We start from the raw sequence: 13,289 nt of genomic DNA, 5'->3' as shown, positions 1-13,289 counted from the left end.
TTTAAAATAAAGGGAGAACAAAGGGAATGAGCACAAAAGATACCACAAAAAGCACGTTTTCAACTATAAGTGATGTATTTGGCATATCCATTGTTATTTTTATGACAACATCATTCACACCACTATAAAAATATAGGTTTTGACACTTTTTATTCCCTGGAGCAATCCGGGGAGTTTTTTTATTAATATCAGATGTATTTTAATTCAACAATTTCGAAGATCCAATAAAAAAGCCTCACATTACTGCGAGACTTTGGTTCTTTATTTTATCTTCCTCCCGGAGGACAGTGTTCTTTTAAGTATTTTGTAAACAGGGTAGCCAGATGCAGTGATGTTCCTTCTCCTTCACTAATAGAATGCGTCCGGTTAGGGTATGACATCAGCTGGAACTGTTTGTTGTACTTTACCAGCTCATTAATGTATACTTCCGTATTCTGATAATGTACATTATCGTCTCCCGTACCATGCACCAGCAGCAGGTTTCCTTTCAGGTTTTTAGCATAGGCAAGAGGAGAGCCGTTGACAAAATCTTCCCTGTTTTCCTGTGGAAGTCCCATATACCTTTCCTGATAGATATTGTCATAGAACAGTTGATTGGCCACGGGAGCAATCGCAATCCCGGTCTGGTAAATATCAGGGTATTGTCCTAAAAGATTAAGGGTGGAAGAACCTCCGCCGCTCCATCCCCATACAGCAACTCTGGATGTATCTGCATACGGCCATTTTGCAAATAAAGCTTTCGCTCCCATTGCCTGATCCCGAATATTAAGCTGTCCTATTTTACGATAGACCGATTTTCTCCATTCACGTCCTTTGGGAGCAGGAGTTCCCCGGTTTTCCAGAGAAACATAAAGATATCCGTCTTCAGCCATATCACCTGTATATAAATAATTCCAGCCTGTGTAGAAACTATCGGTCACGGTTTGTGATCCCGGTTCGCCATATACAGTGAAGACAACAGGATACTTTTTACCGGGATCAAAATTTTTAGGTTTTACCACCCATCCGTCTAATGTGACCCCATCCTGCGTTGTGATCTGGAAAAACTCTGCTTTAGGTTTTGCAGGATCAGCTTTGACCGTTCTTTTTGCTGCAACCAGTTCTTTATGATCAGGAAGTGATACAATGGCTCCTGCTGAGAGTGAATGTACACTGCTGTTATTAAACACTGCAATTTTGCCATTGGGTGATATTGTATACTGATTAGAGCCTGAATATGCTTGAGGCGTTAATCTCTGCGCTTTTCCTCCTTTCATACTTACTTTATATAAATATTTCTGAGCGGCATTATCAGGCGAAGCTAAAAAGTAAATCTGTTTGTTCGGAATATCAAAAAATTCAGGTTTTATAACATCAAAAGCGTCTTTGGTGATCAATGTTTCCTTTCCATTCATATCTATTTTATAAATATGTCTCCATCCGTCTTTCTCAGAAAGCCATAAGAATTCTTTTCCATTGTCAATCCAATCCCAGCCACTCGGATCATTGCTGTTCCATCGGGATTTGATGTCAATCCATGCAGCATCTGTTTCCGTATGGATGGTTTTACTCTTCCCGGAAGCAGCATCAGCAATGATAATTTTACTTTGATTCTGTTTTCTGTTCAGCTGCTGCAAAATAACGGATTGAGAATCCAGCACCCATTCCATTCTGGGAATATAATTTTGTACTTCATCACCTGCAATATCTGCTTTCTTTGAAGACTTAGCCGCCAGATCGTAAAACCAGATGCTGCATCCCGACGGATTTTCGCCTACTTTCGGATATTCTACAGGAACGGTAAATGAATACAGGCTATCCGTATTATTAATCATCAGAAAATTCTTTGTACTGCGGGCATCCAGCTTCCAGTAGGCAATTTTGCTTCCATCGGGAGACCATCTGAAACCATCCTGAGTACCAAATTCTTCTTCATAAGCCCAGTCAAAAGTACCATTGATCATTCTGTCTGTTCCATCAGAGGTAACCGGGGTAACCTGATTGTTGGCAAGATCTTCAATATAGATATTATGCTTCGATACGTAAGCCACTTTTTTGCTGTCCGGAGAAAACTTCGTAAACATTAGTGAAGCAGCAGGTAAACTTTTTCCAAGCTGGGAGAGTTTTTTTGTGTTTTTGTCAAAAATCCAGTAGTCCCCACGGGTGTTGTCACGCCATACTTTTTGAGTATTGGTAAAGAGCAGTAAGCTTTTCCCATCAGGAGCTATCTGAAAGCTTTGTACCTTTAACGGATTAGTGCTACCGGCAGGAATCAGTTCATTGGTGCTTAAAAAAGTCTGGTTTTTCCCGGGGTTCAATACATCAACAATCTCAATACCATTTTTGGTGAATGAGTAATAAGCATTGCCATCGGAAGTCCATTGTATCTTTTGTGCTGCCAATGGAGACAGGCACAGAAAATATAATGCAATGGCTGTTAGTTTTTTTATGTTCTTCATATATACTATTTGAATTAAGCCAGATGTTCAGCTCTGTAATTTTCAATTTCTTTAACGGTCTTGATCAGTCCGTTCCCGAGAAGCCTGTAGCTATCATCAGTAATAAGGAAATCATCTTCTACACGGATTCCTCCGAAATTTCGGTATTCATTTACTTTATCATAATTAATAAAGTCTGCGTTTTTATTTTCCGACTGCCAGATGTCAATCAGTTCCGGAATTATGTAAATACCTGGTTCAACGGTTACTACAAATCCGGATTCAAGGGCTTTTCCTAAACGTAAAGATTTCAGTCCGAATGTTTTCGTGTCTTTAGGTTCTTCCTCCGTGTAACCGATATACTGCTCGCCGAGATCTTCCATATCATGTACATCAAGTCCCATCATATGCCCGAGCCCACACTGAAAGAATAGGGTATGAGCATGATTCTTAACCGCATCTTCAGGATTTCCTTTCATCAATCCGAGATCAATAAGCCCTTCTACCAGATGCTGTGATGCTTTCAGGTGAATATCTTTGAATCGTATTCCCGGCTTCAAAAGGTTTTGCGCCTGATTAAAAGCATTTAAAACTACTTCATACATGTCCTTTTGCTTCGTTGTAAAAGTCTTGCTTACAGGGAACGTCCTCGTAAGATCGCCTGCATATCCCATAGCAGTTTCCGCACCGGAATCATTCAGGAAAAGATCGCCTTCTTTCATGGTATTGAGACGATAATGATTATGCAGAATTCCTCCGTTGATCGTCACAATCGGAGGATAAGACATCTGGCATTCTTTGTTGGCCGCAAGATATTGGATCGCATTCGCAATTTCATATTCTTTCATTCCTGGTTTTGCGGTACGCATTGCTAATAAATGCATTTCATTGGACACATTCACTGCCTGTTCAATCTGTACAATTTCCTGAGCTTCTTTGATGGAACGCTGTTTTACAACAGCTTTAATCATTTCTACAGAAGGTTGCAGTTCTGTAATTTTAATCCCAAGAAGGTCTCCCAGTACAATTTTATTGGAAGACTGATAGGGAGGAAGATAATGTACTTTTCTTCCTGAAGCCTTTGCTTTTACAATATATTGAGAAAGCTCTTCATAAGGTAAAGTTTCCTGTACTCCGGATTTCAGACTTTTCTCTTTCAAGGTTTCCTGTCTACCCATCCATACAATATCATCGATACTTAGTTCATCTCCGAAAACAATGGTCTTATTTTCATCAATATCAATAATCGCTGCAATGCGGGGTTCCTGAATTCCGAAATAGTATAAATAGGTACTGTCCTGACGGAAATAATAAGGATTGTGTTCAAAGTTCACAGGATTCTCTATATTTCCAAGAAATAATAAGATTCCGTTAGACACATTTCTTTGTAATACTGACCTTCTGTCTTGATAAGTTTGTGCTGAAAACATATATTATGAATACTTTTTATTTTAAAAGTTTAAAGTTACGATTTTGTACTATTTATAGCTATTTATTCATTAAAATTAAGAATATGTAAAATTTGTATTTTAATATGATATTCAATGTTCATATTTTGCTTAACTTCAGCAATATTTTAACCTTGGTAATCTAATAACCCGGTAAAGCATTCATATTATGATGAAGAGTCTCCAGTTTTCTGTCCCTGCTGATACCAATAAAAGCATCCGCATTCAGGAAGATATAATGCCTAATTTCTATCCTTATTTTCACCGTCATACAGAAACACAGATCATGTGGATTCTTAAAGGGCACGGAACACTGGCCATAGAACAGAATCTCTTTACTTTTGAGGCTGGTGATATTTTCTATCTCGGAGCCAATCAATCCCATGTTTTCAGGGGTAATTTTGAGAAAAACGAAAAGCAGAAGGTTCATGCCATCTCTATTTTCTTTGATCCTCACAAAAAGATTGCTGCATTTTTCGATTTACCTGAATTTGAGGAACTTAAAAATTTCATCGGTCATTCGGAAGTAGGTTTCCAGGTAGCAGCCAAGCTTAAAAAAAGTATAGCAGAAGATATTGCTGCGCTGCAAAAAACAAAAGGAGTAGATCAGATTATCGATTTTATCAGGATTTTAAATCATCTTATGCAAAACAGACATCTTCATATTCCATTATCTTCAGAAAAGAAGCTTCCGGATCATATTTCTGATACGGACCAAAGAATTATAGATGCCCAGAATTTTATTAAGAAAAATTTTGCCCAACATAAACTTACCCTTGACCTTATTGCCAAAGAAGCCTGCATGACACCTCAGGCTTTTTGCCGGTCTTTTAAAAAACGTACCCGCATTACTTATATTGAATACCTCAATGAACTTCGTGTACAACGGGCCTGCAGACTATTAACTGCCAGTAATATGTACAGTATTTCATCTGTTGCTTTTAACAGCGGTTTCAATAGCCTTACCAATTTTAACCGGGTCTTCAAATCCATTATGAAATATTCACCTAAGGAATATCTGAAGCATTATAAAGAGGCTACCATAGAGCAATAAAAAAACAACATGTTAAAATACGGTTAGAACCTATTAAAATATTAACATTTACCGTTTTGAAATTCTGCTAGTTTTGAATAAATATTATTTGATATGAGTACAAAACTAAACTGGGAAGGTATTTTTCCTGCTGTATTAACGCCTTTTACAAAAGAGGGTGAGATAGACTTTGAAATGTTTGCTGTCAATACAGAAGCCCAGATTAAAGCAGGAGTTCATGGAATTATCCTTGCAGGAACATTAGGAGAAGCCAGTGCTTTGGAAACAGAAGAAAAATTTGAACTGCTGAAATATGCAAAAAAGATAACACAAGGTAGAATTCCTGTTATTCTTAATCTTTCTGAAAACACCACCAGAAATGCAGTGAACTTCGCCAAGAAAGCAAAAGAATTTGGGGCAGACGGCCTGATGCTTCTTCCTCCTATGCGTTACAAAGCCGATAACCATGAGGTTGTTGAATATTTTAAAGCCGTGGCTTCCGCTACCGATCTTCCTATCCTTATTTATAACAATCCTGTAGATTATGGAATATATGTTTCCCTTGAAATGTTTGAGGAGCTTATTGAATATCCAACGATTCAGGCTGTAAAAGAATCAACAAGAGACCTGGCGAACGTAACCAGAATGATCAACCGTTTCGGAAAAAGGATCAAAATTCTTGGTGGGGTAGATACGATTTGTCTGGAAACCCTGATGCTTGGAGCAGACGGTCTTGTGGCAGGTCTTGTAGATGCATTTCCTAATGAAACCATGGCGATGTACAACCATGTGAAAGCCAATGAATATGATAAAGCAGTAGCAATTTACAGATGGTTTATGCCATTGCTGGAGCTGGATATTCACCCTAAGCTTATCCAATATATTAAACTCGCCGCAACAGCAGAAGGGATAAGCAATCCGTATGTCAGAGCTCCACGTCTTGAACTTCATGGAAAGGAAGCTGAAAAAATTCAAAAAATCATTGAAGAAGGCAGAGCTAATCGTCCGGCACTATTAATTCCAGAAATACAGCTATGATGGAAGAAACATCAACACAAAATATTGATCAAAGAATCCAGAAGGCTACTGACGCCTTTCAGTTTCTTAAAAGCACGACCGTCACTGAACGGGCAGAATTTATGAATGCTATCGCTGATCAGATTGAATCTTTGGGAGAAGAACTTTTAGCTGTTACTCATGCCGAAACTTCATTGCCTTTAGCCAGACTAATTGGTGAAAAAGCCAGAACTGTAGGACAATGGAGAAGCTATGCTAAAGCTGTTGCTTCCGGGACATATACAGAAGCCCGAATTGATCTTGCCCAGCCTGAAAAACAAAAAGGAGATCTCAGAAAATACAATGTAGGCATCGGACCTGTAGTGATTTTCGGAGCCAGTAATTTTCCTTTTGCATTTTCTACTGCGGGAGGAGATACTGCCAGTGCCATCGGGGCAGGCTGCCCTGTCATTATAAAAGCACATCCGGCACATCCTAAGACTTCACAAATGATGGCGGATGCTATCACCGCAGTTGTGAATGCATTTGGATGGCCTGAAGGGATCTTTAGCCATATTACCGGAACATCCTATGAGATCGGAACTTATCTGACCCAGCATCCTGATATCCGGGCTGTAGCATTTACCGGTTCTTTCCAGGGCGGAAAAGCTTTGTTTGATATAGCAAACCGTCGTGAAAACCCTATTCCTGTATTTGCGGAAATGGGAAGCATTAATCCTGTATTTGCTTTTCAAAACCTCCTTGAAACCAAGGCAGAAATATTAGCCAAAGAATATAGTACTTCTTTAACGTTAGGAGCAGGACAATTCTGTACCAATCCGGGAGTGTTTATTGCTTTGAAAGGAAAACCTCTTGACCGTTTTATCAAGGCATTAAAAGAGGAAATTCAAAACATGGCTCCTGCTAAAATGCTTCACAAAGGGATATTTGAAAGTTTTGAAAAAAACAGAAATAGGGCAACACAACAGACAGATGTTGAAATAATTGCTTCATCAGAAGCAGATAATAATCAGGGAAGTGCTTCAGTGATAAAGACAAATGCCGAAACCTTCCTCAATAATCCTGTATTGAGTGAAGAAGTCTTTGGCCCGTTTGGTATTGTTGTAGCGTGTGAAACAGACGAAGAGATAACGAAGATCACCCAGCAGTTAAAAGGGCAGCTAACCATCACCATTGCCGCTACCCATGAAGAGGTAAGGGATAATACGATGCTGATCAATCTTCTGAGAGATAAATGCGGAAGATTATTATTCAACGGAATGCCTACAGGAGTTGAAGTTGTGTATGCTATGCAGCATGGAGGGCCGTTTCCTTCCACTACAGACTCCCGTTTTACTTCTGTGGGACCGGATGCTGTTAAACGCTTTGTCCGTCCTATTTCTTTTCAGAATTGGCCGGATGAATTTTTACCGGAAGAGCTAAAGAATGACAACCCATTACAAATCAGCAGAATAGTAGATGGAGCAGTCAATTCAGGATCATTAAAATTACAGACAATATGAACAGAACATTTTTTTGTATAGATTCTCACACCTGTGGATGTCCTGTACGCCTTGTTGCAGGAGGAGCACCCATTTTAAAAGGAAATTCCATGATGGAACGCCGTCTTCATTTCATGAAAGAATACGACTGGATAAGAAAGGGATTAATGTTTGAGCCCCGTGGTCATGATATGATGAGCGGAAGTATTCTGTATCCTCCTGCTGATGAAAATAATGATATCGGAGTTTTATATATAGAAACCAGCGGATGTCTTCCTATGTGCGGACACGGAACAATCGGAACCGTTACCATTGCCATTGAAGAAGGCCTTGTTGTTCCTAAAATTCCCGGGAAATTACGACTTGAAACTCCTGCAGGTCTTATTCTCATTGATTACGTACAGGAAGGAAAAAAAGTAAAATCAGTAAAACTCACCAACATAAAGTCTTTTCTGTATGCAGAAAACCTGGAAGTTGAATGTCCGGATCTTGGATTAATAAGGGCTGACGTAGCTTATGGCGGAAACTTTTATGCCATTATCGATCCTCAGGAAAATTTCAGAGATATTTCTGATTTTACGGCCAGCCAGCTCATCCATTATGGAAAGATTATCCGAAAATTACTCAATGAAAAATATGAATTCTTCCATCCTGAAATTGAACATATTAGCGGATTAAGTCATATTCAATGGACAGGCAATCCTACAGATCCTAAAGCCAGTGGAAGAAATGCAGTGTTAGTAGGAGAAAATGCTCTGGATCGTTCTCCATGCGGCACAGGAACTTCTGCAAGAATGGCTCAATGGTATGCTAAGGGAAAACTGAAGAAAGGAGAAGAATTCATTCATGAAAGCTATATCGGTTCCCAGTTTATCGGCAGAATTGAAGAGACCGCTACTTTAGATGGAAGGCCCGCAATTATTCCGTCAGTAGAAGGCTGGGCAAGAATTACCGGGTACAATCAGATTATTATTGATGATGAAGATCCTTACTGGCAGGGTTTTCAGGTAATGTAAACAAGCGTATGGCACAGAATAAAGGAAAAGCACTGATCATCGGTGCAGGAATAGCAGGATTAAGCTCAGCGTATTATCTTTTACAGAAAGGCTGGCAGGTGGAAATTCTGGAACAGAATGATCTTACCAACAATTGTTCTTATGGAAATGCAGGAATGATTGTACCCAGCCATTTTACCCCATTGGCAGCACCGGGCGTAGTTGCTCAGGGAATCCGTTGGATGTTCGACAGTAAAAGTCCGTTTTATGTAAAACCTTCACTCAATTCCAGGCTGGTATCCTGGGGATTGAAGTTTTTGAAACATTCCAACCAGAAACATGTTGATCATTCTGCTGCTGCCATCCGGGATCTTAATCTTGCTAGCAGCAAATTGTATAATGAAATTGCCAAAAAAGATGAATTTGATTTTGAGCTCAATCAAAATGGCATCCTAATGCTCTATAAAACAGAGAAAGTAGCAGAAGAGGAAACCGAACTGGCTTACAAAGCCATCAATATGGGATTACCTGTTGATATTCTCGATCGATCAGAAATTCAGGAACTGGAACCCAATGCCCGGCTGGACGTAATGGGTGGAGTGAATTATAAATGCGATGGTCATATGAATCCCATGAAACTGATGAAACAAATGATCTCTTATCTTAAAAATAATGGTGTCATTTTTCATACTCATCATCAGGTAACAGGCTTTAAAACTTTTGGAAATACTATTAAAACAGTTATTGCCAATGGTAAAGAATTTACGGCAGACCAATATATCATGACGGGAGGCTCATTCTTGCCGGAACTTGCTCAAAAAGCAGGGATTAAAATTCAATTAATGCCCGGGAAAGGATATTCATTCATGCACCAACCGGAAAATCCTCTCAATACATTAGAACATGCCGCCTTATTGCTTGAGGCTAGAGTAGCAGTAACTCCTATGAACGGGCAGATCCGTTTTGGCGGAACGATGGAGCTGGCCTCCCATAAGGATAAAATTAATATGAAAAGGGTGGAAGGAATCGTTCAGTCCATTCCTAAATATTTACCCGATTTTCAGGTTGAAACACCCAAAGAATCTGAAATTTGGTTTGGATACAGACCCTGCGCTCCGGACGGTCTTCCGTATTTAGGCAGGTCTTCCCAATTAAAGAATCTCATTATTGCTGGTGGCGGCGGAATGATGGGATTAAGTCTCGGCCCTGTTTTCGGGAAAACGGTCTCCGAAATTGCCAATGACCAAAAGCCAACGGTTGAGATCAAGATATTCAACCCTGAAAGATTTAGTTAAAAAACACCACACACCACATAAAGTTAAGCACAAAACAATTTGATTATTCAAATAATTTATTAACAACCAAATCCAAAAATTTATGAAAAAATTTAAATTACTAGCACTTGTTTCCCTATTTCCAATAATAGGTTTTGCACAAGAAAAAAGACCTCATGAGTGTAAAGCTGATGAAATGATGAAAAAACATTTTGAGCGGCATCCTGAATCTAAGGCTGAATATGAAAATTTTGAGAAATATACTCAAGATTTCATAAAAAAAATGGGTTCAGACAAAAGATCATTGAGTAACAGTATCAAAAACCCAACCTACATCATCCCTGTGGTTTTCCATGTATACGGAGAATCTCAAAGTGATGTAAAAGTAAATTACCAAAAAGTAGTTGACTTACTGGAACAAATCAACTTAAATTTCAATGGAATTAACACTGATTCAAATACTGTAGATCCTGACTTCCAATCCATTAGAAGTTCATTAAGCATTGAATTCCGTTTAGCTAAAATTGACCCCACCGGAAAAGCAACCAGCGGAGTGGTATTTCATCCTTTCAAAGGTGGATATGGCAATGGTGGCGGGTATGATGCACAAATTGGTGCAGATGCCTGGGATAATACAAAGTATATGAATGTGTATATCCAAAATGATCTTTATGCTGATAAAGACCTATATAACTCAGGAGTTGCCTGGTATCCGGATTCATACATGACTTCAGTAAATACAGCCAGAGTTGTTTATAATGGACGTTATATATTCAATGCTGCAGGAACAGTAGCTTCAAATGAGTTTTCTGATACATTCACTCACGAATTTGGGCACTGGCTCAATCTTCAACACACGTTCAATGTTCTTTGTTCAACCGGAAATCCTGGTAATGATGGTGATGGAGTTGCAGACACCCCTGTAGAAAATAATTCTTCCGGATTAGGATGTACAGCTGGCAACAATTGTCTTGGACAGAAAGTAAACGTTGAAAACTATATGGGATACAACGGATCTGCCGGTTGTTATAAAATGTTTACCATTGGGCAGGTCAACAGAATGATAGCCGCATTGAATCATCCTTCAAGAACAAATTTATGGCAGCCTGCCAATTTAGCAGCAACCGGAGTTGCCAATACTCCGCCCAGGTTAACACTTAGCAACAGTACATTTACAGAAAACTTAAACAATAATGGAGCAGTGTCATTAGATGGAACAGTAGCCTCTGCTCCTACATCAACAATTACATTAAATTCAGCAACATTTGCTGTACCAAATGGAACAACTCTTGTTTCGGGAACCCATTTCACATCTTCATTACCAGCAGGACTAGCTGCAAGTATAGTAGTTACAAGCCCTACTACTGCTACACTTACCATAAATGGCGCGGCAACCAGTCATCCAAAAAGTCAGGTCCTGAATTCATCAATTACGTTCCTGAATCCAGCTATAACAGGTGGAGCAGCTTCATTAGGATCAACAACAGCTTTAGCATTAACTTTCTCTTATAAAGATCCTTATAAAATAGTGACCGGAACTCCATTAGAAAGCTATGCCAATCCAACAGCAACAACAGTAACAACCAACTCCGGAGCAACTTGGAAATATTTTATCATTAACCCGGAACTTAGTGATGATGCAGGATATGGCGCCTGGTATTATGCTGCCAATCAGTTAAAATTGGAAACTTATTGGAAAGGATTAGTTTGCGAAACAGGAACCAGAAATATCAGTTTAATTCCAGCCTGTACTACCATCACTAATGCAAATAATATAGGGTATCCACTTGGTACTCCCGGACAACTGGATGTGTATACTCCTACCTATACTACCTGGTCCGGAAAAACAGCTTATGTTGGTTTTAGAAATCAATTCGATGGCTACAGCATTAACGGTTATTTCAAACTGAGTGTGGGGGCAAATGGTTCAAATTATTCTGTAACTGAGTTTGCATACAACACACAACCATTTGGCAGCATCACAACGCCTTGTAATATACTGTCCAATAAAGATATTCCGACAACAGGCCCGGAAACTTCTGTTTATCCTAATCCGGCTTCTGATGTTTTGAATATTAAAACAAAAGGAGAAATTAAATCAGTTACTGTTTATGATTTGTCCGGAAGAAAGATTAATGCTCCGGTTACTGGCCATAAAGTTGATCTTAAAAACTGCCAGAACGGAACTTATTTAATTGATATTGAAACTTCTTTAGGGAAATCCTCTCAGAAATTCATTAAAAAATAGGATCAAACAGTATATCGCTAGAAATTTGTCAAACATCCATATTTTACCTGTATTTTTGATATGGTACAGGATTAAGATGAGCTCAATGAGCTCATCTTCTTTTTTCAGCAATGATCGGTTTATTTTAAGCCCATTTTTTATATTAAATGGGTATTAAGTCATAATTTCAGATTTATTTACCTAATTTTATTCATGTATTAAACATTTACATTCTATTCATTCCTATGAAATATAAAAATGACACGATCATTATCCGTGAATTTACGCCCGAAGAGTTTCCTTTGTTCTCCAATCTTTTTGACAATGAAAACGTTACTCGCTATCTGCCTTACAAAACTCATGAGGAGTATAAAGAAATGTTTGATAAAGCATTGGCAGACTACAAAGAAGGACCATTCAGTAGATGGGGGATATTCAACATCCAAACTGATGATTTTGTGGGAATGTGCCTTGCCAGAGTATTTTTGGACAATCCGGAACAGATAGAAATAGGGTATACCTTAGACGAAAATTATTGGGGAAAAGGACTTGGTACAGAAGTCTGTAAAGCACTTATTGACTATTGTTCCTCACTTAATCATAAGAAAAATATCGTGGCAGTAACCGATCTGGATAATATTGGGTCTCAAAAAGTACTTTTAAAAAGCGGTTTCAGTAGAGTTGAAAATCTTGAGCGAGAAGACAGAGAACTGGCTTATTTTATATTACAGAAGGAGTAAACTTGTGTCTCAAATTACAAACGAAGGTCTTGCAATTCCCCTCCTGTAGAGGGGTGGCGAAAATTCAAAGAATTTTTGACGGGGTGGTTCACAGCATCCACATCAAAAACTTCTTCATCACAAAACATTTCATTTATCAGATAATTTATCATAACTTGCAGGAATTATGATGTCGAAACGTTGCAAATATGCGCTTAAAGCAATGGTCAGATTAGCAAGGAATTATAACCAGGGCTTTCTGCCAACTTCCGTTATTGCACAGGACGAAAACATTCCCAAGAAATTTCTGGAACAGATTCTTCTAGAGCTTAAAAGAGCCAAACTTGTCAACAGCAAACAGGGTAAAGTAGGAGGGTATTATCTTTTAAAATCACCCGATGAGGTGTCATTAGCAGATATTTACCGTATTTTTGATGGGCCTATTGCCCTTACCCCATGTGTGTCTTTAAATTTCTATGAAGCCTGTGACGACTGTGTAGATGAAGCAGTCTGTTATCTGAGAAAAGAACTGATGATTGTTCGTGAAAAGACCAGAAAAAGCATGATGGAAGCCACTCTTACTAAATTTATTACAAAGAAATAAAAAAAATTTTATTTAAATTCTACTATTTTGATAGGAGTTATAGAATTTTGTATATATTTGCAAGACTTAAATCT

The 13,289-nt window shown here is 38.6% G+C and carries 10 protein-coding genes; 8 read left to right on the top strand and 2 right to left on the bottom strand.

The features are described from left to right. Positions 1-266 precede the first annotated feature (266 nt). Positions 267-2,438 carry a DPP IV N-terminal domain-containing protein gene (locus ACTJJF_RS04975; RefSeq protein WP_440698893.1) on the bottom strand — a complete coding sequence of 724 codons (2,172 nt, stop codon included), beginning with the start codon at positions 2,436-2,438 and terminating at the stop codon, positions 267-269. Positions 2,439-2,452: 14 nt separating this feature from the next. Then, positions 2,453-3,847 carry an aminopeptidase P family protein gene (locus ACTJJF_RS04970; protein ID WP_440698892.1) on the bottom strand — a complete coding sequence of 465 codons (1,395 nt, stop codon included), beginning with the start codon at positions 3,845-3,847 and terminating at the stop codon, positions 2,453-2,455. 187 nt (positions 3,848-4,034) lie between these two features. On the opposite strand from ACTJJF_RS04970, the gene ACTJJF_RS04965 reads away from it, so the two are divergent. The 8 genes from ACTJJF_RS04965 to ACTJJF_RS04930 all read left to right on the top strand — a co-directional run bounded on the left by ACTJJF_RS04965 (position 4,035) and on the right by ACTJJF_RS04930 (position 13,215). Next, the gene (locus tag ACTJJF_RS04965; protein WP_312304948.1) at positions 4,035-4,919 is read left to right on the top strand and encodes an AraC family transcriptional regulator; all 885 of its coding nucleotides are present in this window, start codon (positions 4,035-4,037) and stop codon (positions 4,917-4,919) included. A 93-nt stretch (positions 4,920-5,012) separates the two neighbouring features. Continuing rightward, positions 5,013-5,936 carry a dihydrodipicolinate synthase family protein gene (locus ACTJJF_RS04960; protein WP_440698891.1) on the top strand — a complete coding sequence of 308 codons (924 nt, stop codon included), beginning with the start codon at positions 5,013-5,015 and terminating at the stop codon, positions 5,934-5,936. Further along, positions 5,933-7,417: an aldehyde dehydrogenase (NADP(+)) gene (locus tag ACTJJF_RS04955; RefSeq protein WP_440698890.1), complete on the top strand. Its 1,485-nt coding sequence runs from the start codon at positions 5,933-5,935 to the stop codon at positions 7,415-7,417. Before ACTJJF_RS04960 ends, ACTJJF_RS04955 begins: the two co-directional genes overlap by 4 nt. After that, complete coding sequence (locus ACTJJF_RS04950; RefSeq protein WP_440698889.1) at positions 7,414-8,412, top strand: 4-hydroxyproline epimerase; 999 nt, start codon at positions 7,414-7,416, stop codon at positions 8,410-8,412. The genes ACTJJF_RS04955 and ACTJJF_RS04950 overlap by 4 nt, the downstream gene beginning before the upstream one ends. Positions 8,413-8,420: 8 nt before the next feature. Then, the gene (locus tag ACTJJF_RS04945) at positions 8,421-9,686 is read left to right on the top strand and encodes an NAD(P)/FAD-dependent oxidoreductase (RefSeq protein WP_440698888.1); all 1,266 of its coding nucleotides are present in this window, start codon (positions 8,421-8,423) and stop codon (positions 9,684-9,686) included. Positions 9,687-9,768: 82 nt separating this feature from the next. Next, entirely contained in the window at positions 9,769-11,913 is a 2,145-nt protein-coding gene (locus tag ACTJJF_RS04940; protein ID WP_440698887.1) for a M43 family zinc metalloprotease, read from the top strand. 224 nt (positions 11,914-12,137) lie between these two features. Further along, on the top strand, positions 12,138-12,632 hold the full coding sequence (locus ACTJJF_RS04935) for a GNAT family N-acetyltransferase (RefSeq protein ID WP_440698886.1): 495 nt from the start codon (positions 12,138-12,140) through the stop codon (positions 12,630-12,632). A gap of 166 nt (positions 12,633-12,798) precedes the next feature. Then, a complete protein-coding gene (locus tag ACTJJF_RS04930; protein WP_440698885.1) occupies positions 12,799-13,215 on the top strand; it encodes an RrF2 family transcriptional regulator in 417 nt (138 codons plus the stop codon). Positions 13,216-13,289 lie beyond the last annotated feature (74 nt).

The sequence above is a fragment of the Chryseobacterium sp. 22458 genome (genome assembly GCF_052044975.1).
GTDB lineage: Bacteria > Bacteroidota > Bacteroidia > Flavobacteriales > Weeksellaceae > Chryseobacterium.
Note: the sequence above shows the minus strand (reverse complement) of the source record. Positions and strands in the feature narration are given on the sequence as shown.

Bases quoted from the DNA above. Each gene is read 5' to 3' on its own strand.
- ACTJJF_RS04945 (WP_440698888.1), top strand. From the start codon at position 8,421: ATGGCACAGAATAAAGGAAAAGCACTGATCATCGGTGCAGGAATAGCA.
- ACTJJF_RS04950 (WP_440698889.1), top strand. From the start codon at position 7,414: ATGAACAGAACATTTTTTTGTATAGATTCTCACACCTGTGGATGTCCT.
- ACTJJF_RS04965 (WP_312304948.1), top strand. From the start codon at position 4,035: ATGATGAAGAGTCTCCAGTTTTCTGTCCCTGCTGATACCAATAAAAGC.
- ACTJJF_RS04970 (WP_440698892.1), bottom strand. From the start codon at position 3,847: ATGTTTTCAGCACAAACTTATCAAGACAGAAGGTCAGTATTACAAAGA.
- ACTJJF_RS04955 (WP_440698890.1), top strand. From the start codon at position 5,933: ATGATGGAAGAAACATCAACACAAAATATTGATCAAAGAATCCAGAAG.
- ACTJJF_RS04975 (WP_440698893.1), bottom strand. From the start codon at position 2,438: ATGAAGAACATAAAAAAACTAACAGCCATTGCATTATATTTTCTGTGC.
- ACTJJF_RS04960 (WP_440698891.1), top strand. From the start codon at position 5,013: ATGAGTACAAAACTAAACTGGGAAGGTATTTTTCCTGCTGTATTAACG.
- ACTJJF_RS04940 (WP_440698887.1), top strand. From the start codon at position 9,769: ATGAAAAAATTTAAATTACTAGCACTTGTTTCCCTATTTCCAATAATA.
- ACTJJF_RS04935 (WP_440698886.1), top strand. From the start codon at position 12,138: ATGAAATATAAAAATGACACGATCATTATCCGTGAATTTACGCCCGAA.
- ACTJJF_RS04930 (WP_440698885.1), top strand. From the start codon at position 12,799: ATGATGTCGAAACGTTGCAAATATGCGCTTAAAGCAATGGTCAGATTA.